We start from the raw sequence: 21,086 nt of genomic DNA, 5'->3' as shown, positions 1-21,086 counted from the left end.
TTATTCTTGCTTTCGCCGGAAAAAGGAATAAATATTCCTGACGCTTTCGAGGAGGGTGACCGCTCCATGATCCAGGCTTCCCCCCGCCGCCCCGTGCGGCCTGCGTGGCTGGCGCGCGCCCTGCTGGTGGCGCTGACGCTGCTGCCCGCCAGCGCGACCTGGGCCGACGCGCCCTTTGCGCCGCCGGCGGCATTCGGCGGCGTGACCGGGTTGCGTGAGGCCTACCTCGACCCGGCGTTCTGGGCGGCCCGGTTGCCCGATGCCGACCGGGTGAGCCTGGATCGCGCCGGCATTGCCGCGCAGAACACGCGGATGCGCGCTGAAGACGACTCCATCCATGACCTGCGCGCGCTCCCGGCCCGGCTTTCGCGTGCGCGGGTGCTGGCCGACATCCAGGCGCTGTCGCGCTGGCCGACGAAGCCGTTGTTCGGCGAAGACGAGCAGCCGATTCCCGCCAGCGCACGTACCGCCATCGAGGCGAACCTGGCCCTGGCGGCCATTCCCGCCGAGCGCCCGCTGCAGTACGGGCTGGTGACCCACCGCGCGGCGCTGCGTGCGTTCCCGACCGCGCTGCGGGTGTTCACCGCGCAGGGCGACACTGATATCGACCGCTTCCAGGAATCGGCGCTGTTCCCCGGCGACGCGGTGGCGGTGCTGCATGAAAGCGCCGACGGCCAGTGGCTGTTCGTCACCAGCGAGCGCTATTCGGCGTGGATTGAGAAGCGCTACGTTGGCATTGGCAGCGCGGACACCGTGTTCGGCTACGGCCAGCAGGGTCCTTACCGGGTAGTGACCGGCGCCACCGCCTTCACCGCATTCACCCCGGAAGAGCCGCGCGTGTCGCGGCTGCAGCTGGAGATGGGCGTGCGCGTGCCGGTGCTGGCCGACTGGCCGCTCAACCAGACCGTGAACGGCCAGCAGGCGCACGCCGCGCACGTGGTGCAGCTGCCGGTGCGCAATGCCGATGGCACGCTGGCGCTGGTGCCGGCGCTGCTGCCGCGTTCGCAGGACACCGCCAGCGACTACCTGCCCCTGACCCCACGCAACGTGCTCACCCAGGCGTTCAAGTTCCTGGGCGAGCGCTACGGCTGGGGCCATTCGTACGACACCCGTGATTGCAGCGGCTTCGTGTCCGAGATCTACCGCAGCTTCGGCGTGCTGGTGCCGCGCAATACCAGCGCGCAGGCAGTCAGCCCGGCGCTGGACCGCATCGCCTTCAGCGACAAGGACGGCAAGGCCAGGCGCAACGCGGCCGTGCAGCAGCTGCAGGTGGGCGACCTGGTCTACATTCCCGGCCACGTGATGGTCACCATCGGCCAGCTCGACGGGCAGACGTGGATGATCCACGACACCGCCGGCGGCAGCTGGTTCGGCCACGACGGCAATCGCGTGCAGGCCCACCTCAACGGCGTTTCGGTGACTCCGCTGCAGCCGATGATGGCCAGCGACACCGTGAGCTACATCGATCGCATCACCAACATCCAGCGCATCCGGCCCCAGACTCCTTGATGAAAATCACCGACATTGAACTTGGCATGCTGCGCGTGCCGCTGAAAACCCCGTTCAAGACCGCACTGCGCACCGTGGATACGGTGGAAGACGTCGTGGTGCTGGTGCGCACCGACACCGGCCACACCGGCTATGGCGAGGCGCCGGCCACGGCGGTGATCACCGGCGACACCCACGGTTCGATCATCGAGGCGATCAACACCTTCATCAAGCCGCGCCTGGTCGGCCAAGACGTGGCCGAACTCAACCGCAACTGCGCGCTGATCCAGTCGTCGATGGAGCGCAACACCAGCGCCAAGGCGGCGGTGGAAATCGCGGTGTACGACCTGTGGGCGCAGCTGCACAAGGCGCCGCTGTACCAGATGCTGGGCGGTGGCGACCCGGTGATCACCACCGACATCACCATCAGCGTGGATTACATCGACAAGATGGTGGCCGATTCGCTGTCGGCGATCGACCGTGGCTTCGAGTCGCTGAAGATCAAGGTCGGCAAGGACATCGGGCTGGATATCGAGCGGGTGAAGGCGATCCACGCCGCCGTGCAGGGCCGCGCCCTGCTGCGGCTGGATGCCAACCAGGGCTGGACGGCCAAGCAGGCGGTGCACGCCATGCGCACGCTGGAAGAGGCCGGGGTGGTGCTGGAGCTGCTCGAGCAGCCGGTGAAGGCGGCCGACATCAGCGGGCTGAAGTACGTGACCGACCGGGTCAACACGCCGGTGATGGCCGATGAGAGCGTGTTCAACCCGGGCCAGGTGTTCGACCTGATCCAGCAGCGCGCGGCCGACATCATCAACATCAAGCTGATGAAGACCGGCGGGCTGTCCAACGCGATCCGGATTGCCGACATCGCCGCCATCTACGGGGTGCCGTGCATGATCGGCTGCATGATCGAATCGAGTATCAGCGTGGCCGCGGCCGTGCACCTGGCGGTGGCCAAGAGCGAGATCATCACCAAGGTGGACCTGGACGGCCCGTCGCTGGGGCAGTTCAATCCGGTCACCGGCGGGGTACATTTCAACGAGTCGGAGATCACCATCAGCGATGCGCCCGGCCTGGGCATCACCGAGGTGCGCGGGTTGGAGATGATCAAGCCGCCGCGCTGGTAACGTCCCCCGTCCCCTTTTTGATGACCCCATGCCGCCTCTGGTGAAAATCCGCTCCGAGCGTGACCACATGTCGGCGATCGAACGCCGCATCGCCGATTTCATCCTCGACAATGCCCACCTGCTGCGCGATTACTCGTCGCAGCAGCTGGCCAGCGCGCTGGGCATCAGCCAGTCCAGCGTGGTCAAGTTCAGCCAGAAGCTGGGCTTCAAGGGCTACCCGGACCTGAAGTATTCCATCGGCCAGGCCGTGGCCCGCGCCGGCAACGATCCGGCCGCCGGCCCGCCGGCCGCCGCGCCGGGCAACGATTACGACCAGCTGGCCGAGCGCCTGCGCCTGAGCCGTACCGCGGCCGACGAGGAAACCCGGCTGGCCAACCCGCAGGCGGACGTGGAAGCGATCGTGCAGCTGATCGACGGCGCGCCCAAGCTGTTCGTGTACGGGCTGGGCGACGATGGCCTGTACGCGCGCGAGTTCGCGATGCGGCTGTCGCTGCTGGGCATGCTTACGGTGCACCACGCCGACCCGATCCTGATGATGGCCAACCTCTCGGCGGCGCGGCCGGGCGATGTGCTGCTGGTGTTTTCCGAATTCGGCAAGCTGCCGCAGCTGTTCCAGCTCTCGCGCCAGTTCCAGGACGTGGGCGGCAAGGTGGTGTCGATCACCCGGCACAGCGCCAACCCGCTGCGCGCGCACGCCGATGGCGCGCTGGTGGTGTGCGCGCACGATCCGGCGCCGCACGTGGCGCAACTGTTGTACCGTTCTGCCTTGCAGTCGCTGCTGGACTTCGTGTTCGTGCTGCTCTGCCACGCCAACCCGGACCGCCACCGCCAGCTCGGGGTGAACCTGGAACGGATCGAACACCTGATCGACACCTGATTCCCGGAGTGCACCCGATGCTGTCGCTGCTGCGTACCGCCTTTGCCACCGTGCTGGTTGCCAGCGCCCTGCCCGCGTCGGCACTCACCCCCGTGGCCACACCGCTGCTGGACAACGGCCAGATGATCGTGGTCACCACCGACGGCTGGGATGCCACCCAGGGCCGCCTGCAGGCCTATGCACGCACCGCGCAGGGCTGGCAGCCGCACGGCGCCGCCTTCGATGTGGCGGTGGGCCGCAACGGCAGCGCCTGGGGCGTGGGCGTAGCGCCCGCGCCGGACGGCAGTGGGCCGCAGCAGCCGGGCGAGCCGGTGAAGCAGGAAGGCGACGGCCGCAGCCCGGCCGGGATGTTCAGGATCGGCCCGGCGTTCGGCTATGCGCCGAAGGTGGCCAGCGCGATGCCCTACCAGCCGATGCTGGAGAGCAGCTACTGCATGGATGTACCGGATTCGAAGTACTACAACCGCATTGTGGATGCCGACGTCGTGGGTGCCGATGCGGTGGAAGGCTCCACCGAACCGATGCGGCTGGACCTGCACAACAAGGGCGACGTGCGCTACCGCGAGGGCTTCGTGATCGAGCACAACCCGAACGCGGAACCGCGCCGGGGCAGCTGCATCTTCGCGCACCTGTGGCGCACGCCGGGTGAGGCCACCGCCGGTTGCACGGCGATGCAGCCCGAACACATGCGCGGCCTGCTGGCCTGGCTGGACCCGGCCCAGCGCCCGGTGTTCGTGCTGCTGCCGCGCGCGCAGTACCAGCGGCTGCAGCAGGACTGGCAGCTGCCGGCCCTGCCCAAGGCCGCACGATGAGCGCCGCGCCCGAACCGCAACTGGAACGCGCGGTCAGCCGCTGGCAGATCGTGGGGTTGTCGATCAACGATGTGATCGGCAGCGGCATCTACCTGCTCCCGGCCGCGACGGTGCTGTTGCTGGGGCCGTTCAGCCTGTGGGGCGTGGTGGCAGCGGGCATCGTGGTGGCACTGCTGGTGCTGTGCTACGCGCAGGCGGCCAGTTACTTCGATGAACCCGGCGGCAGCTACCTGTATGCGCGCGAGGCGTTCGGGCGCTTTGCCGGGTTCGAGATCGGCTGGATGATCTGGCTGACCCGGATCAGTTCGGCGGCCGCGTTGAGCAACGCGCTGGCCGATGCGGTGGCACGGTTCTGGCCCTGGGCCGGGCACGACGTGGGCCGGGTGCTGGTGATCGTGGCCTCGCTGGGGTTCCTGACTGCGGTGAACGTCGCCGGTGTGCGCTCGGCGGCGCGGACCGGGATCGTGCTGGTGATCGGCAAGATGCTGCCGCTGCTGCTGTTCGTGGCGATCGGCGCGTTCTACGTGGATACCGACCTGGCCTTCTCCGGCACCCGCCCGGACCCGCACGACCTGCAGCGCATGGGCGAGGCGGCGTTGTTGCTGCTGTATGCGTATGCAGGCTTCGAGAACATCCCGGCCGCGGCCGGTGAGTACCGCAATCCGCGCCGCGATATTCCGTTCGCGCTGATCACCATGATCATCACGGTGACGGTGATCTACGGCGCGGTGCAGTTCATCGCGCAGGGCACGCTGCCGGGCCTGGCCGATTCGGCCACGCCGCTGGCCGATGCTGCTGCCGGCTTTGGCGGCGAGGCGCTGGCCCTGATCCTCACGGTGGGCGCGACGATCTCCATCCTGGGCACCAACAGCAACACGATGATGATGGGCCCGCGCTTCCTGTTCGCCCTGGCGCGCGATGGCTACGGGCCGAAGCTGCTGGCGCAGGTGCACCCGCGCTTCCGCACCCCGGCGGCGGCGATCATCACCCAGGGCCTGATCGCGCTGGTGCTCGCGTTGTCCGGCTCGTTCGTGCAGCTGGCGCTGCTGTCGATGACCACGCGCCTGTTTGCGTACATCGGCACGGCGGCAGCCGTGATCGTCCTGGCCCGCCGCTTCCGCGATCGCCCTGGCGCATTGAAGCTGCCCGGCGGCCCGCTGATTCCGATCCTGGCGCTGGTGCTGTGCCTGGCGCTGTTTGCCAGCGCAAGTTGGCAGAACATCGCCGCCGCGCTTATCGCGTTTGCGGTGGGCGGGGTGATCTATTTGTTGCCGCGCAAGCAGGAAGGGTGACGGGCGGCTGTTCCTTGATCCAACATTCACCCCACGCGCCCGCCGCGTTAACCGGTCCTTGGGTAGGTTGAAGACTCACCCAACCGGAGCCCCACATGAGCCCTGACTACCAGATTCCCGGCCGGGTGCCGGAAGACGGCGTGCCGCGTGAAGCGGTCTCGGATTACTGGCGCGAGCGCTTCAGCGCCGAGCCGTACTACGACAGTGACCTGGCGTTCGAGGATTACGAGCCGGCCTACTACCTCGGCTACAGCTCCCGCCACGCCCGCACCCGCGCCGATGAAATGATCGACGCCTACGAGCAGGTGGAAGCCGAACTCGAATCGCGCTGGGCACGGGAACAGGCCACCAGCAAGTTGACCTGGGCGCAGGCCCGCAACGCAGTACGCCGTGGCTGGGACGAATCCACCGCCCTGCACCAGTCACACCTGGACAAGGGTGTCCCGCGCGGTACCTGAGTATCGCGCAGCCGGGCGATGGATTACTCCGCGCGCGGAATCGGCGGAATCTCGCGATCACCCGCGGCCATCAGGTCGCGGGTGTTCTTCTGTACGGCCACGGCGCCAAACAGGCTCAGCGCGAAGGCCATGCCGTAGAAGCCCTTTTCGCTGAGCAGCAGGGTGGCGTTCCACAGGCCCACCAGCAGCAGCAAGAGCGACACCAGCAGCGCGAACCAGCACAGCGAGTAGTACAGGCTGCTCACCGGAATACCTTCCACCCGGTCGCGCACGCTCTTCTGCAGTGACACGGCGGCGAACAGGCCGAACAGCAGCAGGGTGAGGTAGTAGCCCTTTTCGTTCAGTGCCATTTCGGCGTTGAACAGGCCGACCAGGTACGCCACGGCGCCCAGCAGCAGTGCGGTCCACGAGGCGGCGATGAACGCCGGAGACGGTTTGGTGACCTGAGGCTTCATTGTTCAAACTCCCTTTTGATGGCGCCTACGGTAGCCGATTCCCCCGCACCCGCCTACGGGGGTGACGTATGGTCCACGCCCCCTTGATGGCCATGGTGTACAACAACGGCTGGCCATTCGCGTCCCCTTCCGGAGATTTCCCATGACCCGCCACCTGCTGCTCAGCCTTGCCCTCGCCGCCACCCCCGCCCTGTTCACCACCGCCTGCGTGGCCGCCGATACGCCCGGGGCGGCCTCCGCGCCCGCGCCCGCGCTGGAAAAGGCGCAGTGGCCGTTCACCGCCACCGAATTTGCCACCTTCGACCAGCCCTGGGCGATGAGCTTCCTGCCCGATGGCAGCCTGCTGGTGACTGAGAAGGAAGGCCGGTTGAAGCACTTCAACCTGACCACCCGAAAGAGCGCGGAGATCACCGGCGTGCCGAAGGTGGCCTACGGCGGCCAGGGCGGGTTCGGGGATGTGCTGCCGCACCCGGACTTCGCAAAGAACGGCTTTGTGTACCTGAGCTACGCCGAGGAAGGCGACAACGACACGCGCGGTGCCGCCGTGGGCCGCGCCAAGCTGGTGCTGGCCGCCGATGGCAGCGGCACGCTGGAAGACTTCAAGGTGATCTGGCGCCAGACCCCGAAGGTGGAAGGCAAGGGCCATTACGGCCACCGCCTGGCCTTCGGTCCGGACGGCAAGCTGTGGATCACCTCCAGCGAGCGGCAGAAGTTCGATCCGGCGCAGGACATGTCCGGCAACCTGGGCAAGATCATCCGCCTCAACGACGACGGCAGCGTGCCGGCCGACAATCCGTTCGCCTCCCAGGGGGGCGTGGCCACGCAGGTGTGGTCATTGGGCCATCGCAATGCGCTGGGCATCGCCTTCGATGCGCGCGGCAAGCTGTGGGTGCACGAGATGGGACCGGCCGGTGGCGATGAGTTGAACCTGATCACGCGCGGGGCCAATTACGGTTACCCGATCGTGTCCAACGGCAACCATTACGACGGCCGCGACATTCCCGACCACAGCACGCGCCCGGAATTCGCCGCGCCGAAGGTGACCTGGACCCCGGTGATTTCGCCGGCCGGTTTCATCATCTACAGCGGCACGCTGTTCCCGCAGTGGACCGGCAGCGGCTTCATCGGCGGGTTGTCGTCCACCTCGCTGGTGCGGGTGGCCTTCGACGGCGACAACGCGCGCGAAGCCGAGCGCTTCCTGATGGGTGAACGCATCCGCGAAGTGGAACAGGGACCGGATGGCGCGATCTGGCTGCTGGAAGATGGCAGCAAGGGCAAGCTGTTGAAGCTCACTCCGAAGGGGTGATGCAGGTGGGAGCGCCGGGCGATGCCCGGCCTTCCCCGCCGACGTTCATGCCATTACCGAACGCGGGCAATGCCACGGCGGTCGATCGGGATGCGACCCTACCAGCGCGCAGTCCCGTCCGGCCCAACCGGCCCGGTCGGCGGTGCTGGGGGTAGGGTCGGTTCCCAAACGACTGCCGCTGCGCCATCAACATCCGGTAACGCATGACCTCCAACGAAGCCATGCGTCATTGCCCGATATTGTTGACCTTGACGTCGCTCTTCGTGCATTCCTTGTCCAGGCAGGTGCCGTTGATCCACACCTCGCCCTGGCCCAGCATCACGCCCTGCCAGTTGACGAACAGGGTGTCGAACTTCTGCTCGGCAATCAGCTTCGCCAACGCCGGGGTTACGATCCTGTCGTAGTCGCGCTGGAAAGCAGCGGCATCAGCCACCTTCTGGTTCTTGCCGGCGATGGTGACCCGAACCGGGTACCGCATCAGCCCGGCCACCGCGGCACGGTCACCTGCTGCAACACTACGCTGCAGTTCGTTGAACACACTTTCGTACGGGGCGGCATCCCCCAGCAGCTTGGTAATGCGCTCGCGTGCGCCCCCCTCGGCGTCGGCAGATGCATCCGCAGGCGTCGCCGCCGAATCGGTCCCCGCTACCGGGGGAGCCGTATCCGGCGTGGCCGCCGTGGTGGGCTCCACCGCATCGGGTGACAACCCGGCCTGCGGCGCATCCTCGGCGGCCGTGGGCGCAGTGGCCGGCGGCGATGTCGAGGGCGCCGCCGCTTCGTTGGCCGGCGGCGTGGGCTGGCTGCATGCAGCCAGCATCAACGTGGGAAGCAGGATCTTGATCAGGCGCATGCACGGCTCCGTCGATATCTCGAAGATGCCAGCGTAGCCCGTATGGCGTGCAGCACCCATGACGGTAGCGCCAGGCCCTGCCTGGCAAGCGCGCGGTGAGGGATCGCCGGGCATAGCCCGGCGCCAGATCACTTGGCCAGCAGCTCGAAGATCACCGGCTCACCGGCGGCAGACGACGCACACACCCACACATCGAACTGGCCCGGCTCCGCACGGAACACGCCATCACGGCCGGTGAAGCCCAGCGCATGACGATCCAGCGTGAAGCGCACTTCCGTGCTCTCGCCCGGCTGCAATGCCACCTTGCGGAAATCCTTGAGCTCGCGCACCGGCCGCACGCGGCTGGCCACGCGGTCGTGGATGTACAGCTGCACCACTTCCTCACCCGCCACCGCACCGGTGTTGGTGAGGGTGGTGGTGATCTCCAGCGTGTCATCCCAGCCCAGCTGGGCGCTGTTCAACTGCGGCACGCCGTAAGCGAAGGTGGTGTAGCCGAGGCCGTGCCCGAACGGGTACAGCGCCGCGTTCGGGATCTCGCGCCAGCGTGCCTTGAACTCCGACATGGTCGGCAGTTCCGGGCGGCCGGTGCGCGGGTGGTTGTAGAAGAACGGCTGCTGCCCCGATACCTGCGGGAAGCTCACCGGCAGGCGGCCGGACGGGTTGTAATCGCCGAACAGCACATCGGCCACGGCCGGGCCGGTCTGCGTGCCCAGGTACCAGGTGATGGCCACGGCCTGCGCATTGCGCACCGCACCCTGCAGGGCCAGCGCGCGCCCATTGCGCAGCAGCACCACCAGCGGCTTGCCGGTCATCGCCACGGCCTCGGCCAGCGCCTGCTGCGCTGCCGGCAGGGTAATTTCCACCCGCGACTGCGCCTCACCGCTGTACCGCTGCGGTTCGCCCAGCGCCAGCACCACCACGTCTGCACGCAGTGCGGCGGCGACGGCCTGTTCGATGCCGTCCTGCACGGCCGCTTCCAGGTCGCAGCCGGGCACGATCTCCAGCAGGCTTTCATCGCGGATCGCCGCGCGCACGCCGGCTTCCAGGGTGACGTAGCGCGACTTGTCGCCGAACAGCGTCCAGCAGCCTTCGATGTTGTCGCGGTCCTGCACGAACGGGCCGATCAGGGCGATCTTCTGCCCCGCCTTGCGTAGCGGCAGCACGTTGCCTTCGTTCTTGAGCAGCACGATGGAACGGCGCGCGGCATCGCGCGACAGTTCGTCATGCGCGGCGATGTAGGAGGTATCGGCTTCGCGCACCGGATCCAGCGAACGGTAGGGATCGTCGAACAGGCCGATCGCTTCCTTCAGGTTGAGGATGCGGCGCACCGATTCGTCCAGCGTGGCCATCGGCACCTCGCCGCTGTCGATCAGGCCTGGCAGGTGTTCGGCGTAGAAGCCGCTCTGCATGCTCAGGTCCAGGCCGGCGGTGAAGGCCTTGGCGGTGGCGTCGCGGTCGTCGGCGGCATAACCGTGCGCGACCAGTTCCATGTCGGCGGTGTAATCGGAGATCACCACGCCCGGGAACTGCCACTCGCCGCGCAGGATGTCGGTGAGCAGTTCGGCGTTGGCGCTGGCGGGCACGCCGTTGATGTCGTTGAAGGAGGACATCACGGTGATCGCACCGGCCTCGAACGCGGCCTTGAACGGCGGCAGGTGCACGTCGCGCAGGGTCTGCGGCGAGATGTCCACCATGTTGTATTCCATGCCGGCCATCACCGCGCCGTAGGCGGCGAAGTGCTTCGGGGTGGACAGCAGCGCGTCGGCGGCGCGCAGGTCCGGGCCCTGGAAGCCGCGCACGCGGGCGGCAGCGAACGCACAGCCCAGCACCACGTCTTCACCGGCGCCTTCGGCACCGCGGCCCCAGCGCTGGTCGCGGGCGATGTCCACCGCCGGTGCGTAGGTCCAGTGCAGGCCGGCCGCGGTGGCTTCGACGGCGGTGGCGCGCGCGGTGCGCTGGGCCAGGTCCGGTTCGAAGCTGGCCGCTTCGCCCAGCGGGATCGGGAACACGGTGCGCATGCCGTGGATGACATCGGCGGCCAGGATCACCGGAATGCCCAGGCGGCTTTCTTCCAGGGCGACCTGCTGGATGCGGCGGCCGGCCTCGACGCCCACGCCGTTGAACAGCGAGCCCACCTTGCCTTCGCGCACCTGCTGCAGCACCTGGTCGGCGTTGCTGACATTGGCTTCGGGGTTCACGTCCGGCGCGAACGGCCGGACCATGTCCGCGAACACACCCAGCTGGCCGACTTTTTCTTCGACGGTCATCTGGGCAATGAGGGTTTCGATGCGATCGGAGGCCACCGGCTATCCTTATGAAAACGTTTACAAGGCCGAGATTCTAGCGTTCCCGCCGCCAGCAAAGCAAAGCGCGGGGCACAGGAGCTTACTCTGCGGCGGCCCGCTGCTGCTGTGCGGTCATCAACATGGCATCGCTGGAGGCCTGGAACACGCGCAGCCCGAACGCCGGCAGGATCGCCAGCAGGTGGTCAAACACGTCTGATTGAATGCCTTCGTAGCCCGCCCAGGCGGTGGTGCGGGTGAAACAGTACACCTCCAACGGCAGGCCTTCGGTGGTGGGCTGCAGCTGCCGTACCAGCAACGTCATATCCGTATGGATGCCGGGGTGCCGGCGCAGGTAGCGCTCCACGTAGGCACGGAAGGTGCCCAGGTTGGTGACCCGGCGCGCGTTCACCGCCGCCACGCCCTGGGCCTGCAGCTGGGTGTTCCACTGGGTGAGCTCGGCCTGCTTCTCACGCAGGTAGTCGCCCAGCACCGCGAACTGCTCCAGCCGCTGCAATGCCGCCGCGTCGAGGAAGCCCACGCTGTGCTGGTCCAGATACAGCGCGCGCTTGATCCGGCGGCCGCCGGCTTCCTGCATGCCGCGCCAGTTCTTGAACGACTCGGTGACCAGCTTCTTGGTCGGGATGGTGGTGATGGTCTTGTCGAAGTTCTGCACGGTGATGGTGTGCAGGGCGATATCGATCACATCGCCATCGGCGTTCTGGCTGGGCATTTCGATCCAGTCGCCCAGCCGCACGCGGCCATCGCCGCTGATCTGCACGCTGGCCACCAGCGACAGGATGGTGTCCTGGAAGACCAGCATCAGCACGGCGGTGGCGGCGCCCAGGCCGGCCACCATCGGGCCCAGCTTCAGGCCCAGCAGTTCAGCAACAATGACCAGGCCTGCGGCTGCGAAGACCACGATCTTCACGACCTGCAGATAGCCCTTGATGGGCTTGTTGCGGGCATCGGGGCGGCGCTCGTAGAGCTCGTTGGCCGCATCCAGCGCGTGCGAGACCGCCAGCGCGACGGTCAGGACCGCCCAGGCCCGGCAGGCGCCGATGATGAATTCCACCAGCTGTGGCGGCAGATCCGGGACGATCCGGATGCCGGCGGCGATGACCATGCTGGGCACCACGTTGGACAGCCGCGAGATCACCCGCAGGTTGCTGCCACCTTCATTGCCAGCGCCGTGGCCCGGCAGGCGCCGCACCAGCCGGCGCAGGCCGCGCAGCAGGATGCGCTTGGTGACGAAGTTGGCCAGCCAGGCGGCCAGCGCCAATGCGCACAGCACGATGGTGGTATAGGCCCAAGGCCAGGGTTCAAGGGTGTCCTGCAGGTTTTCCAGGAGTTGTACTGCGATTACGGCGTCTACCATCGTTTACGGGTTCTCTTGGTATTGCGAGGGCCGACTGACAGTCGGCGCTACCGGGGCGCGGCCCCTGCGACAGCTGCGCGACCGGGGCGCGGCCCGTGCGACAGCTGCGCGGTCAGTGCCGGGCAGCGGTGCCTCAGGCGGCGCTACGCTCGATGATCACGCCTACCGCCTTGGCGCCGCGCACCGCGCCGGGCTTGCTGAGCTTCAGGCGCAGCCACTGCACGTTGAATTCGCGCAGCACGATCTCGGCGATGCGCTCGGCCAGGGTTTCAACCAGGCCGAAGTCGGATTCGCGCACGAACTGCTCGATGCGCTTGCTCACGGCCTTGTAGTTCAGGGTGTCGGCGATGTCGTCGCTGGCCGCCGGCCTGCGGTTGTCAAAGCCCATTTCCAGATCGAAGCGCAGGGTCTGGCGGATGCGCCGTTCCCAGTCGTAGATCCCGATCAGGGCATCGATCTCGAGCCCTTCGATGAATACCTTGTCCATAGGAGTGCCACGTAGAAGATGGCGACCATGGTAACGGGACGGCCCCGAACGTGCCTCGAACCGGTGCCTGGCGGCGCCCGATGTGAAATGCGGGCCGAAAAAGACAAAGGGCCCCGCGCGGGGCCCTTTGCTTTACCTCTTGTCCCCGGGTGGAGATGGGATACCCATCCGCGAGTCCCGGTGGCGCGTGAGGCAGAAATTACGTGGGCGGCGCTACGCCGTCAACCAGTGTTGACTGGAATTGGGACGAGTTTCGCTCTTGCGGTCGATTCAATAGAGACAGTCAATCAGGCTCCGCAGATCGATTGAGACAACCTCGCAACAGCCTACTGATCCCTGATGTTCACAGCGCCGCCTGCCACTCCATCCTCCACCCATCGGACATGAGGGGCCAGCAGTGTGCATATGGAAGACGCAGTAAGACGTGCTTTGTCGGAAGAACGGCTGCGCACATTCGATTGTGCAGTCACCTGCAGCACACAGTGCACACCACTCGAACTTTACCTCTGGAATGCACGCATCTCCGCCGCGTTTCTGGTGCCGCTGCACATTGGCGAGGTGGTGACCCGCAACGCCGTATCCGATGCGCTTACCCGAATCCATGGGCCGCGGTGGCCATCTGCTACACCGCCGGCAGCGTCGCCATGTCCCAGCGCGGGGTGACCTGCACCTGCGGCGGGTTGTGCTGGCCGGCCTCCAGGCGCAGCGCGCCAGCGAAGGCGATCATGGCGCCGTTGTCGGTGCACAGCGAAGGGCGCGGGAAACACGCCCGGCCGCCACGGCGTTCGGCCATCTGCTGCAGCTTGGCCCGCAGGCGCTTGTTGGCGCCCACGCCACCGGCCACCACGATCACGTCGGTACCGGCCGCATCCAGCGCGCGCTCGCATTTGATGGCCAGCGTTTCAACCACGGCATCTTCAAAGCCGCGCGCGATGTCGGCGCGGGTCTGCTCGCTCTGGTCGCTGTCGCGCCAGGCCAGCAGCACCTGGGTTTTCAGGCCGGAGAAGCTGAAATCCAGCCCGGGCCGGTCGGTCATCGGGCGGGTGAACTTGAACCTGCCCGGGGTGCCCTGTTCGGCCAGGGCTGCCAGTTGCGGGCCGCCCGGGTACGGCAGGCCCATCAGCTTGGCGGTCTTGTCGAAGGCTTCGCCGGCGGCATCGTCCAGGGTCTCGCCGAGCAGGCGGTACTGACCGATCCGGTCTACCGCCACCAGCTGGGTATGCCCGCCGGACACCAGCAGGGCCACGAACGGCGGCTCCGGCGGGTCGTCTTCCATCAGGGGGGCCAGCAGATGGCCTTCCATATGGTGGACGCCCACCGCAGGCACGTCGAGCGCCCAGGCGAGCGAACGGGCCACGCCCGCGCCCACCAGCAGGGCGCCGACCAGCCCCGGGCCGGCCGTGTAGGCCACCCCGTCGATGTCGCCCACGCCCAGCCCCGCCTCGGCCAGGGTCTGGCGGATCAGGGGGAGCAGCTTGCGCACGTGGTCACGGCTGGCCAGTTCAGGCACCACCCCGCCGTATTCGGCGTGAAGGGCGATCTGGCTGTACACGGCATGGGCGCGCAGGGCGTCCGGGCCGGCCACGGCGGTGTCATACACCGCCACACCGGTCTCATCGCAGGAAGATTCGATACCAAGGACTCGCATAACGGGTATTATGGACCTCTTGAGGCCTTGGCAGACGTACCGCCGACGTGCCCTTCACTACCCCAGGCCAGGATCTTTGCCGGGGTGGGTTGCAACTTCTTTTCTCGCCGCTATAATGTGCGGCTCTCACCGGGCGTGACCCGGTTCTACTGTGTCCCGGAGATTCCATGCCCAGCGTTAAAGTCCGCGAGAACGAGCCCTTCGAGTTTGCGCTCCGTCGCTTCAAGCGCACCTGCGAAAAGGCCGGCGTGCTGGCCGAAACCCGCAAGCGCGAGTTCTACGAAAAGCCGACCCAGGAGCGCAAGCGTAAGGCTGCCGCTGCTGTGAAGCGTCAGCTGCGCCGCTCGTCGCGCGACGTCACCAAGCGTCAGCGCCTGTACTGATCGGACGCAACTTCGATGCGGCAGGCTTGTCCTGTCGCGGCGGAGCCGAAGCCGGAACGCGCGAGCGTTACCGGCTTTTTGCGTTTCCACCCTTTTCATCGATACGAGGTGTTCCATGAGCCTGAAGCTGCAGCTCACCGAAGACATGAAGGCCGCCATGAAGGCGGGCGACAAGCACAAGCTGTCCGTGATCCGCCTGATCAAGGCGGAAATCCAGCGCCGCGAAGTGGATGAGCGCGTCGAGCTGGACGACACCGCTGTGATCGCCGTGCTCGACAAGATGGTCAAGCAGCGCAAGGACTCGATCAGCCAGTACGAAGCGGCCCAGCGTGAAGACCTGGCGCAGATCGAGCGCGACGAACTGGTGGTGATCGACACCTACCTGCCGGCCAAGATGGGCGAAGCCGAGATCGTGGCTGCGATCCAGGCCGCCGTTGCCGAAACGGGCGCCGCCAGCGCCGCCGACATGGGCAAGCTGATGGGCGCGCTGAAGCCGAAGCTGGCCGGCCAGGCCGACATGGGCCTGGTCTCCAAGCTGGTGAAGGCGCACTTCGCCGGTTGAGTGAGCGGGGGGACACGACCAACGGTATGCCCACGCTGCGCGCGGGCACCCTTCGGGCCGTCGTAAACGACGTTAGGTGCGGCTTTCGCCGCACCTTGCGTGTCCTACCGGTAGGCGCCCACCGCTGATGGGTCCGCGTTTCACCCGGTCTTCGAACCGGGCCTGCTAGAAATCCAGGCATGTCTTCGCTGCCGCCCTCTCCCGCGCCCGAGCCCGCGCACGGCCCTTCCCGCGTTCCGCCCCGCCTGCGCAAGTACGTGGACCGGCTTGAACGCAGCTTCCCGGTTGCCGTGGGCAAACGCTTCGTCGATGTGGACGTGCTGACCCAAGCCGCATCGGTGTCCTTCTATGCCCTGCTGTCGATGGCGCCGTTGCTGGTGCTGCTGCTGTGGCTTACCGCTTCGCTGTACCCGCCCGCACAGCAGGCGCTGATCGGCCAGATCAACGATGTGGCCGGCAGCAGCGCGGCCACGGTGGCCGATACCGTGCTCAAGAACGCCGACAACCAGCCCTCGATGGGCTCGCTGGCCGGGATGTGGAGCACGCTGCTGCTGTTCATCGGCGCCACGGCGGTGTTTGCCCAGCTGCAGAACGCACTCAACCTGATCTTCAACACCAGCGGCGAACGCCTGGACGGCATCGTGGCGTGGCTGCGCAAGCGCGTGTTTTCCTTCGGCGTGGTGCTGGCGCTGGGCTTCCTGCTGATCCTGTCGATGACCGCCACCACCATGCTGCAGGTGGCGTTCGCGCAGCTGCCCTCGGTGCTGCCGGCGGTGGGTTACCTGACCAGCCTGCTGCTGTACACGGTGGGCTTCGCGTTCCTCTACCACTACCTGCCCGACCGCCGCGTGGCCTGGCGGCAGGCGTTCATTGGCGGGGTGATCACCTCGGCGCTGTTCGCGCTGGGCCGCTATGCCATCGGGCTGTACATCGCCACGGTGGCGCCGGGCAGCGCCTACGGCTCGATGGGCGCGCTGGTGATCTCGCTGGTGTGGATCTACTACGCCACGGTGGTGTTCTTCGTGGGCGCGCTGATGACGGCGGTGATCGACGAGCGCCTGCGTGCCCGCGTGCACCTGGCCGAGGCCGGCATCGTGCCGCCGAAACCGGGCGAAGGCACCGCCAGCTAGTAGACTAGCGGGGTCCCCCGCTTCCGTGCGTGGCCGTTGCCGGCCGTGCCCCCTGCTGCTGCCCATGGCCCGTATCCCCGACGCATTCATCGACGACCTGCTGGCCCGCTCCGACATCGTCGAAGTGGTGGGCAGCCGCGTGCCGTTGAAGCGCCAGGGCAAGGAATACTCGGCGCGCTGCCCGTTCCATGACGAGCGCTCGGCCTCGTTCACGGTCTCGCCCACCAAGCAGTTCTACCACTGCTTCGGCTGCGGCGCGCACGGCACCGCGATCAGCTTCCTGATGAACTACGACCGCCTGGAGTTCCTCGACGCGGTCGATGAGCTGGCCAAGCGCGTGGGCATGGAAGTACCGCGCGATACGCAGCCGCGCACCGCCCAGCAGCAGGACGACAGCCGCGAGCTGTACGCCGCGCTCGATGCGGCCACGCGCTTCTTCCAGAAGTCGCTGGAGGGCAGCGACACCGCCCGTGCCTACCTGGACCAGCGCGGCGTGGACGAGGAAAACCGCACGCGCTTTGCGATCGGCTACGCGCCCGATGGCTACAGCGCGCTGAAGGATGCATTGGGCAAGGACGAGCGGCGCATGAAGCTGCTTGACCGCGCCGGGCTGTTTTCCAAGAACGACCGCGGCCATGTCTACGACAAGTTCCGCGACCGGGTGATGTTCCCGATCTTCGACCGGCGCGGGCGCGTGATCGCCTATGGCGGCCGGGTGCTCGAGAAGGACGACGGCCCCAAGTACCTCAACTCGCCCGAGACCGCGCTGTTCCACAAGGGCCGCGAGCTGTACGGCCTGTGGCAGGTGCGCCAGGCCAACCAGAAGATCGAGCGGCTGATCGTGGTCGAAGGCTACATGGACGTGGTCTCGCTGTTCCAGTTCGGGGTCACCCAGGCGGTGGCCACGCTGGGCACGGCGACCACGCCGGACCACGCCGAACTTCTGTTCCGCAACGCGCCGGATGTGTTCTTCTGCTTCGACGGCGACGCCGCCGGCCGCCGCGCCGGCTGGCGCGCGCTGGAATCGGTGCTGCCGCGCATGAAGGATGGCCGCCAGGCGTTCTTCCTGTTCCTGCCCGATGGCGAAGACCCCGACACCATCGTGCGCAAGGAAGGGAAGGACGGCTTCGACGAGCGCCTGAAGCAGGCCACGCCGTTGTCGCAGTTCTTCTTCGATGAGCTCACCCGCGAAGTGAACATGGCCACGCTGGATGGCAAGGCACGGCTGGCCGAACGCGCGCGGCCGATGCTGGCGCAGATTCCCGATGGCGCCTTCGGCGACCTGATGAAGCAGCAGCTGGCCACGTTGACCGGGCTGGGCGCCAAACCGGCCGCCGCGCCGGCATCGCGCCCGCCGTCACGCGCCGTGGCACCCGCGCAGCGGCGCAGCCTGGTACGCGCGGCCATTGCCATCCTGCTGCAGCAGCCGTCGCTGGCGATGACGCTGGAAGGCCACCACTTCAGCGGCCTGCGCCTGCCCGGGGTGGAGCTGCTGATCGAGCTGCTCACGCTGGTGGAACAGCGCCCGGACATCAGCACCGGCGCACTGCTGGAGCATTTCGAAGGCCGCGAAGAGCAGGAATCGCTGCACAAGCTGGCCGCGCAGACCCTGCCCGGCGATGAGGCGATGTGGAACCAGGAACTGCACGATGCGGTGGCGCAGCTGGAAAAACAGCTGTTGCTGCAACGTCTTGAGGAGCTTCAGGCAAAGCAGCGGCAGCAGGGTCTGGACGATACTGACAAGTACGAACTGCGCGAGCTGTTGAAGGCGCGCGCCACGCTGCGTTGACCGATGAGGGAGGAAGGTGAAGTGATGCGACGTTGGAACCGCCCCGCCTTCTTCAGTGCCTGTGTGATGTGCCTGGTGTTGCTTGCTCCGGCCAGCAGCGAGGCAGGGCCCCGCTCTACGCAGGACGGGTTGGATGCTCGGCTGGTAGAGCGCGGCCCTGCCTCGCTGGCCGAAGCCGACCTCGCCCGAACCTTCAGGAATCCCGCCAAAGACCTCTACACCGGCGGGCAACCGACTGCAGAACAACTCCAGCAGGCCGCCACGGCAGGCATCACCACCGTGATCGACCTGCGCCAACCCACCGAAGACCGCGGCTTCGACGAAACCGCCACGGCCGCATCGCTCGGCCTGCACTACGTACGCATCCCGGTCGCCGGTGCTGCCGGCCTGACCCCCGCCAAGGTGCAGGCCCTGCAGGCCGCACTGGCCAAAGCCAATGGCCCGGTACTGCTGCACTGTGCCTCCGGCAACCGCGTCGGCGCGCTGCTGGCCCTGATGAAAGCGCAACAGGGCGCATCTACCGAACAGGCCCTGCAGTTCGGCCGCGAGGCCGGCATGACCTCGCTGGAGGCCCAGACCCGCACCCTGCTCGAGCAGGACACCGCGCGTTGATCCTGCTGCCGCTTCACCCCCTTTCCCCCTGCTCTACAGGAGCCTGCCCACCATGACCCGCTGGTGGTCGCGCCTGCGACCGGACAACTTCACTCTCGCCCTGCTCGGCACCGTGCTGCTCGCGTCGTTCCTGCCGATGCACGGTCCTGCGGCCATGGTGCTGGACGATGTCACCGACGTGGCCATCGCTGCGCTGTTCTTCCTGCACGGGGCGCGCCTGCCGCGCGAATCGATAATGGCCGGGCTGCTGCACTGGCGCCTGCACCTGACCATCCTGGCCTGCACGTTCGTGCTGTTCCCGCTGTTCGGGCTGGCGTTCAAGCCGCTGGATGGCTGGCTGCTCACCCCCGAGCTGTACATCGGCGTGCTGTTCCTGTGCGCGTTGCCGTCCACGGTGCAGTCATCGATCGCGTTCACCTCGCTGGCGCGGGGCAACGTGCCCGCAGCGGTGGTCAGCGCTTCGCTGTCCAGCATCCTCGGCGTATTCCTGACCCCACTGCTGCTGGCCCTGCTGGCCGGCACCGCAGGCGGCATGCACAACCCCGGCCAGGCCATCCTGAGCATCATGCTGCAGCTGCTGCTGCCGTTCGTGGCCGGCCACCTGCTGCGCCCGTGGATCGCCCGCTGGGTGGAACGGCAGCGTGCGCTGCTGCGCTACACCGACCAGGGCACGATCCTGCTGGTGGTGTATTCGGCCTTCGGTGAAGCGGTGAACGAAGGGCTGTGGAGCAAGACCCCGCTGCTGTCGCTGCTCACCGTGGCGGTGGTGGCGGCGGTGCTGCTGGGTATCGCCATGCCGACGATTGCCTTCCTGTCACGGCGGCTGGGCTTCAACCGCGAAGACCGCATCACCATCCTGTTCTGCGGTTCCAAGAAGAGCCTGGCCACCGGCGTGCCGATGGCCAAGATCCTGTTCGCCGGCGGCAGCCTGGGCGCCATCGTGCTGCCGATCATGATCTACCACCAGATCCAGCTGATCGTCTGCGCGGTGATCGCGCAGCGCTACGCACGCGACCCCGTGGTGAACCCCGCGCCATTGGACTGACGGCGCAGCACGCGGTACGCGGCGATGTTGGTAGGGTCGCTTCCCAAACGACCGCCGATAACGGTGATCAGCCGATGGTGGGCATGACAATCATCGGAACTGCGCTTTGCGACGTGGCGTCGGCCAGGGTCATGCCGCCATCGCGCTGATCATTGCTACCGGCGGTCGTTTGGGAAGCGACCCTACCAAAGCCGTTCCCAGCCCGCCGGGTTCCGCGCCGCCTAGCGTCAGCGGTCGGTCAACGTGCCTACGCTCAGCTCTGGCAGGTACACCCATACGTCATACGAGCGATCCGGGTCCGTTTCGGCGACCGGATCGCGCGCCGGCCGCTCGAGCAGCGGCATCGCGCGGCAGGGGCTAATGCAATGCCAGGTGTGGCCACGCAGTGCCTCCACGCGCACGCTGTACAGCGGCAGGTCCAGAAGGAACGCCGCCATGGTGCGATGCTGCATTTCCGGGGGCGCATCTTCGAACGGGTGGCGCATCGCATGCACGTTGCCTGTCAGTACCAACATCCGCGCCGCGCTGGGCAGCGCGTTGAACTGCTGCCGCACATGGGTGGCCATCTCCGCGTCGCGATCCACGTCGCTGTCGTACGCGCTGATCTCAATATCGTAGCCCGCTACAGCGATATCGCGACCCTGCGCCCGCAGCACGCGCAGGGCTTCGATCAGCGCCAGCATGTCGCGACTACGGCGCCCGTCATGCTGGCCATCTTTCACCCGCCAGAACGGCGAGGTGCGCAGTGCTTCGCGCGCATCCGCATCGCCGTTGGAGCGCAGGTACCGCGCCAGCGCGGCGTTCTCGCTCATCGGCAGCTCCAACCCCAGCCGCACGGACGCGTTGTCGCGGCTGTAGCGTTCCATCAGGTCAGCCACCAGCAGCGGCGTTTCGGCGGTTCCGTGGTATTCGCCGAGCACCACCAGCCGGTGGTCGCCCGCCAAGGTCACGATCTGTGTTGCGGTGTCACCGACACCGCCTGCCGGCACGGCGGCGGCTGTGCCGCACACCATCGAAGCCACCGTCACAGCCATCCAGAGCCATCGCTTCATGCCGTCACGTCCTGTTGGGGTCATGAAAGCAATGGCGACGCAATGGCCTGTTT

Annotated in this window: 20 protein-coding genes and 1 pseudogene; 14 read left to right on the top strand and 7 right to left on the bottom strand. The window is 67.2% G+C overall.

Annotated elements, in window-relative coordinates; translation table 11 throughout:
• The first annotated feature begins 66 nt into the window (after window positions 1-66).
• The 6 genes from V9K91_RS18275 (at window position 67) to V9K91_RS18250 (ending at window position 6,054) form a co-directional block, all read left to right on the top strand.
• A complete protein-coding gene (locus V9K91_RS18275; protein ID WP_336443490.1) occupies window positions 67-1,509 on the top strand; it encodes an SH3 domain-containing protein in 1,443 nt (480 codons plus the stop codon).
• Entirely contained in the window at window positions 1,509-2,615 is a 1,107-nt protein-coding gene (locus V9K91_RS18270) for a dipeptide epimerase (protein ID WP_068848791.1), read from the top strand. The genes V9K91_RS18275 and V9K91_RS18270 overlap by 1 nt, the downstream gene beginning before the upstream one ends.
• A gap of 28 nt (window positions 2,616-2,643) precedes the next feature.
• Complete coding sequence (locus V9K91_RS18265) at window positions 2,644-3,492, top strand: MurR/RpiR family transcriptional regulator (protein ID WP_068848789.1); 849 nt, start codon at window positions 2,644-2,646, stop codon at window positions 3,490-3,492.
• Window positions 3,493-3,509: 17 nt separating this feature from the next.
• Window positions 3,510-4,304, top strand: a complete 795-nt coding sequence (locus V9K91_RS18260; RefSeq protein ID WP_068848787.1) for a L,D-transpeptidase family protein — start codon at window positions 3,510-3,512, stop codon at window positions 4,302-4,304.
• Window positions 4,301-5,596, top strand: a complete 1,296-nt coding sequence (locus tag V9K91_RS18255; protein WP_068848785.1) for an amino acid permease — start codon at window positions 4,301-4,303, stop codon at window positions 5,594-5,596. Before V9K91_RS18260 ends, V9K91_RS18255 begins: the two co-directional genes overlap by 4 nt.
• Before the next feature lie 95 nt (window positions 5,597-5,691).
• Window positions 5,692-6,054, top strand: a complete 363-nt coding sequence (locus V9K91_RS18250) for a hypothetical protein (protein ID WP_068848783.1) — start codon at window positions 5,692-5,694, stop codon at window positions 6,052-6,054.
• 23 nt (window positions 6,055-6,077) lie between these two features.
• On the opposite strand, the gene yiaA is transcribed toward V9K91_RS18250, so the two are convergent.
• A complete protein-coding gene (yiaA, locus tag V9K91_RS18245; protein ID WP_068848781.1) occupies window positions 6,078-6,509 on the bottom strand; it encodes an inner membrane protein YiaA in 432 nt (143 codons plus the stop codon).
• A 142-nt stretch (window positions 6,510-6,651) separates the two neighbouring features.
• On the opposite strand from yiaA, the gene V9K91_RS18240 reads away from it, so the two are divergent.
• Window positions 6,652-7,815, top strand: coding sequence for a PQQ-dependent sugar dehydrogenase (locus V9K91_RS18240; protein WP_095364458.1), 1,164 nt, complete (start codon window positions 6,652-6,654; stop codon window positions 7,813-7,815).
• 226 nt (window positions 7,816-8,041) lie between these two features.
• Here V9K91_RS18240 and V9K91_RS18235 read toward each other — a convergent pair whose 3' ends face one another.
• The 4 genes from V9K91_RS18235 to folB form a co-directional block, all read right to left on the bottom strand.
• On the bottom strand, window positions 8,042-8,665 hold the full coding sequence (locus tag V9K91_RS18235) for a hypothetical protein (protein ID WP_095364459.1): 624 nt from the start codon (window positions 8,663-8,665) through the stop codon (window positions 8,042-8,044).
• A gap of 128 nt (window positions 8,666-8,793) precedes the next feature.
• On the bottom strand, window positions 8,794-10,968 hold the full coding sequence (bglX, locus tag V9K91_RS18230) for a beta-glucosidase BglX (protein WP_095364460.1): 2,175 nt from the start codon (window positions 10,966-10,968) through the stop codon (window positions 8,794-8,796).
• A gap of 82 nt (window positions 10,969-11,050) precedes the next feature.
• A complete protein-coding gene (locus V9K91_RS18225; protein ID WP_336443489.1) occupies window positions 11,051-12,325 on the bottom strand; it encodes a mechanosensitive ion channel domain-containing protein in 1,275 nt (424 codons plus the stop codon).
• A gap of 133 nt (window positions 12,326-12,458) precedes the next feature.
• The gene (folB, locus tag V9K91_RS18220; RefSeq protein ID WP_093532979.1) at window positions 12,459-12,812 is read right to left on the bottom strand and encodes a dihydroneopterin aldolase; all 354 of its coding nucleotides are present in this window, start codon (window positions 12,810-12,812) and stop codon (window positions 12,459-12,461) included.
• A 405-nt stretch (window positions 12,813-13,217) separates the two neighbouring features.
• Here folB and V9K91_RS18215 point away from each other — a divergent pair.
• Window positions 13,218-13,439: pseudogene (locus V9K91_RS18215) on the top strand (hypothetical protein); the annotation flags it as partial.
• On the opposite strand, the gene tsaD reads toward V9K91_RS18215, so the two are convergent.
• Window positions 13,435-14,460 (bottom strand): tRNA (adenosine(37)-N6)-threonylcarbamoyltransferase complex transferase subunit TsaD, encoded by a 1,026-nt coding sequence (gene tsaD / locus V9K91_RS18210; protein WP_249833636.1) that lies wholly within the window; start codon window positions 14,458-14,460, stop codon window positions 13,435-13,437. The pseudogene V9K91_RS18215 and the gene tsaD sit on opposite strands and share 5 nt — an antisense overlap.
• A gap of 167 nt (window positions 14,461-14,627) precedes the next feature.
• On the opposite strand from tsaD, the gene rpsU reads away from it, so the two are divergent.
• The 6 genes from rpsU (at window position 14,628) to V9K91_RS18180 (ending at window position 19,981) form a co-directional block, all read left to right on the top strand.
• On the top strand, window positions 14,628-14,843 hold the full coding sequence (gene rpsU / locus V9K91_RS18205; protein WP_002808376.1) for a 30S ribosomal protein S21: 216 nt from the start codon (window positions 14,628-14,630) through the stop codon (window positions 14,841-14,843).
• Between the two features lie 115 nt (window positions 14,844-14,958).
• On the top strand, window positions 14,959-15,405 hold the full coding sequence (locus tag V9K91_RS18200) for a GatB/YqeY domain-containing protein (protein ID WP_093532977.1): 447 nt from the start codon (window positions 14,959-14,961) through the stop codon (window positions 15,403-15,405).
• Between the two features lie 179 nt (window positions 15,406-15,584).
• The gene (locus V9K91_RS18195) at window positions 15,585-16,535 is read left to right on the top strand and encodes a YihY/virulence factor BrkB family protein (RefSeq protein WP_336443488.1); all 951 of its coding nucleotides are present in this window, start codon (window positions 15,585-15,587) and stop codon (window positions 16,533-16,535) included.
• Between the two features lie 64 nt (window positions 16,536-16,599).
• On the top strand, window positions 16,600-18,324 hold the full coding sequence (gene dnaG / locus V9K91_RS18190; RefSeq protein ID WP_336443487.1) for a DNA primase: 1,725 nt from the start codon (window positions 16,600-16,602) through the stop codon (window positions 18,322-18,324).
• Between the two features lie 24 nt (window positions 18,325-18,348).
• A complete protein-coding gene (locus V9K91_RS18185; protein ID WP_336443486.1) occupies window positions 18,349-18,936 on the top strand; it encodes a sulfur transferase domain-containing protein in 588 nt (195 codons plus the stop codon).
• Window positions 18,937-18,988: 52 nt separating this feature from the next.
• On the top strand, window positions 18,989-19,981 hold the full coding sequence (locus V9K91_RS18180) for a bile acid:sodium symporter family protein (protein ID WP_249833633.1): 993 nt from the start codon (window positions 18,989-18,991) through the stop codon (window positions 19,979-19,981).
• A 227-nt stretch (window positions 19,982-20,208) separates the two neighbouring features.
• On the opposite strand, the gene V9K91_RS18175 is transcribed toward V9K91_RS18180, so the two are convergent.
• Window positions 20,209-21,033 (bottom strand): calcium-binding protein, encoded by an 825-nt coding sequence (locus V9K91_RS18175; protein ID WP_336443485.1) that lies wholly within the window; start codon window positions 21,031-21,033, stop codon window positions 20,209-20,211.
• Between the last annotated feature and the right edge of the window lie 53 nt (window positions 21,034-21,086).

Origin of the sequence: Stenotrophomonas sp. CCNWLW57, from assembly GCF_037203925.1 — a bacterium.
GTDB lineage: Bacteria > Pseudomonadota > Gammaproteobacteria > Xanthomonadales > Xanthomonadaceae > Stenotrophomonas > Stenotrophomonas rhizophila_A.
Note: the sequence above shows the minus strand (reverse complement) of the source record. Positions and strands in the feature narration are given on the sequence as shown.

What these genes read in the sequence shown, in the direction of transcription:
- V9K91_RS18275 (WP_336443490.1), top strand. Translation starts at nt 67, where the DNA reads ATGATCCAGGCTTCCCCCCGCCGCCCCGTGCGGCCTGCGTGGCTGGCG.
- V9K91_RS18270 (WP_068848791.1), top strand. Translation starts at nt 1,509, where the DNA reads ATGAAAATCACCGACATTGAACTTGGCATGCTGCGCGTGCCGCTGAAA.
- V9K91_RS18265 (WP_068848789.1), top strand. Translation starts at nt 2,644, where the DNA reads ATGCCGCCTCTGGTGAAAATCCGCTCCGAGCGTGACCACATGTCGGCG.
- V9K91_RS18260 (WP_068848787.1), top strand. Translation starts at nt 3,510, where the DNA reads ATGCTGTCGCTGCTGCGTACCGCCTTTGCCACCGTGCTGGTTGCCAGC.
- V9K91_RS18255 (WP_068848785.1), top strand. Translation starts at nt 4,301, where the DNA reads ATGAGCGCCGCGCCCGAACCGCAACTGGAACGCGCGGTCAGCCGCTGG.
- V9K91_RS18250 (WP_068848783.1), top strand. Translation starts at nt 5,692, where the DNA reads ATGAGCCCTGACTACCAGATTCCCGGCCGGGTGCCGGAAGACGGCGTG.
- yiaA (WP_068848781.1), bottom strand. Translation starts at nt 6,509, where the DNA reads ATGAAGCCTCAGGTCACCAAACCGTCTCCGGCGTTCATCGCCGCCTCG.
- V9K91_RS18240 (WP_095364458.1), top strand. Translation starts at nt 6,652, where the DNA reads ATGACCCGCCACCTGCTGCTCAGCCTTGCCCTCGCCGCCACCCCCGCC.
- V9K91_RS18235 (WP_095364459.1), bottom strand. Translation starts at nt 8,665, where the DNA reads ATGCGCCTGATCAAGATCCTGCTTCCCACGTTGATGCTGGCTGCATGC.
- V9K91_RS18225 (WP_336443489.1), bottom strand. Translation starts at nt 12,325, where the DNA reads ATGGTAGACGCCGTAATCGCAGTACAACTCCTGGAAAACCTGCAGGAC.
- folB (WP_093532979.1), bottom strand. Translation starts at nt 12,812, where the DNA reads ATGGACAAGGTATTCATCGAAGGGCTCGAGATCGATGCCCTGATCGGG.
- tsaD (WP_249833636.1), bottom strand. Translation starts at nt 14,460, where the DNA reads ATGCGAGTCCTTGGTATCGAATCTTCCTGCGATGAGACCGGTGTGGCG.
- rpsU (WP_002808376.1), top strand. Translation starts at nt 14,628, where the DNA reads ATGCCCAGCGTTAAAGTCCGCGAGAACGAGCCCTTCGAGTTTGCGCTC.
- V9K91_RS18200 (WP_093532977.1), top strand. Translation starts at nt 14,959, where the DNA reads ATGAGCCTGAAGCTGCAGCTCACCGAAGACATGAAGGCCGCCATGAAG.
- V9K91_RS18195 (WP_336443488.1), top strand. Translation starts at nt 15,585, where the DNA reads ATGTCTTCGCTGCCGCCCTCTCCCGCGCCCGAGCCCGCGCACGGCCCT.
- dnaG (WP_336443487.1), top strand. Translation starts at nt 16,600, where the DNA reads ATGGCCCGTATCCCCGACGCATTCATCGACGACCTGCTGGCCCGCTCC.
- V9K91_RS18185 (WP_336443486.1), top strand. Translation starts at nt 18,349, where the DNA reads ATGCGACGTTGGAACCGCCCCGCCTTCTTCAGTGCCTGTGTGATGTGC.
- V9K91_RS18180 (WP_249833633.1), top strand. Translation starts at nt 18,989, where the DNA reads ATGACCCGCTGGTGGTCGCGCCTGCGACCGGACAACTTCACTCTCGCC.
- V9K91_RS18175 (WP_336443485.1), bottom strand. Translation starts at nt 21,033, where the DNA reads ATGAAGCGATGGCTCTGGATGGCTGTGACGGTGGCTTCGATGGTGTGC.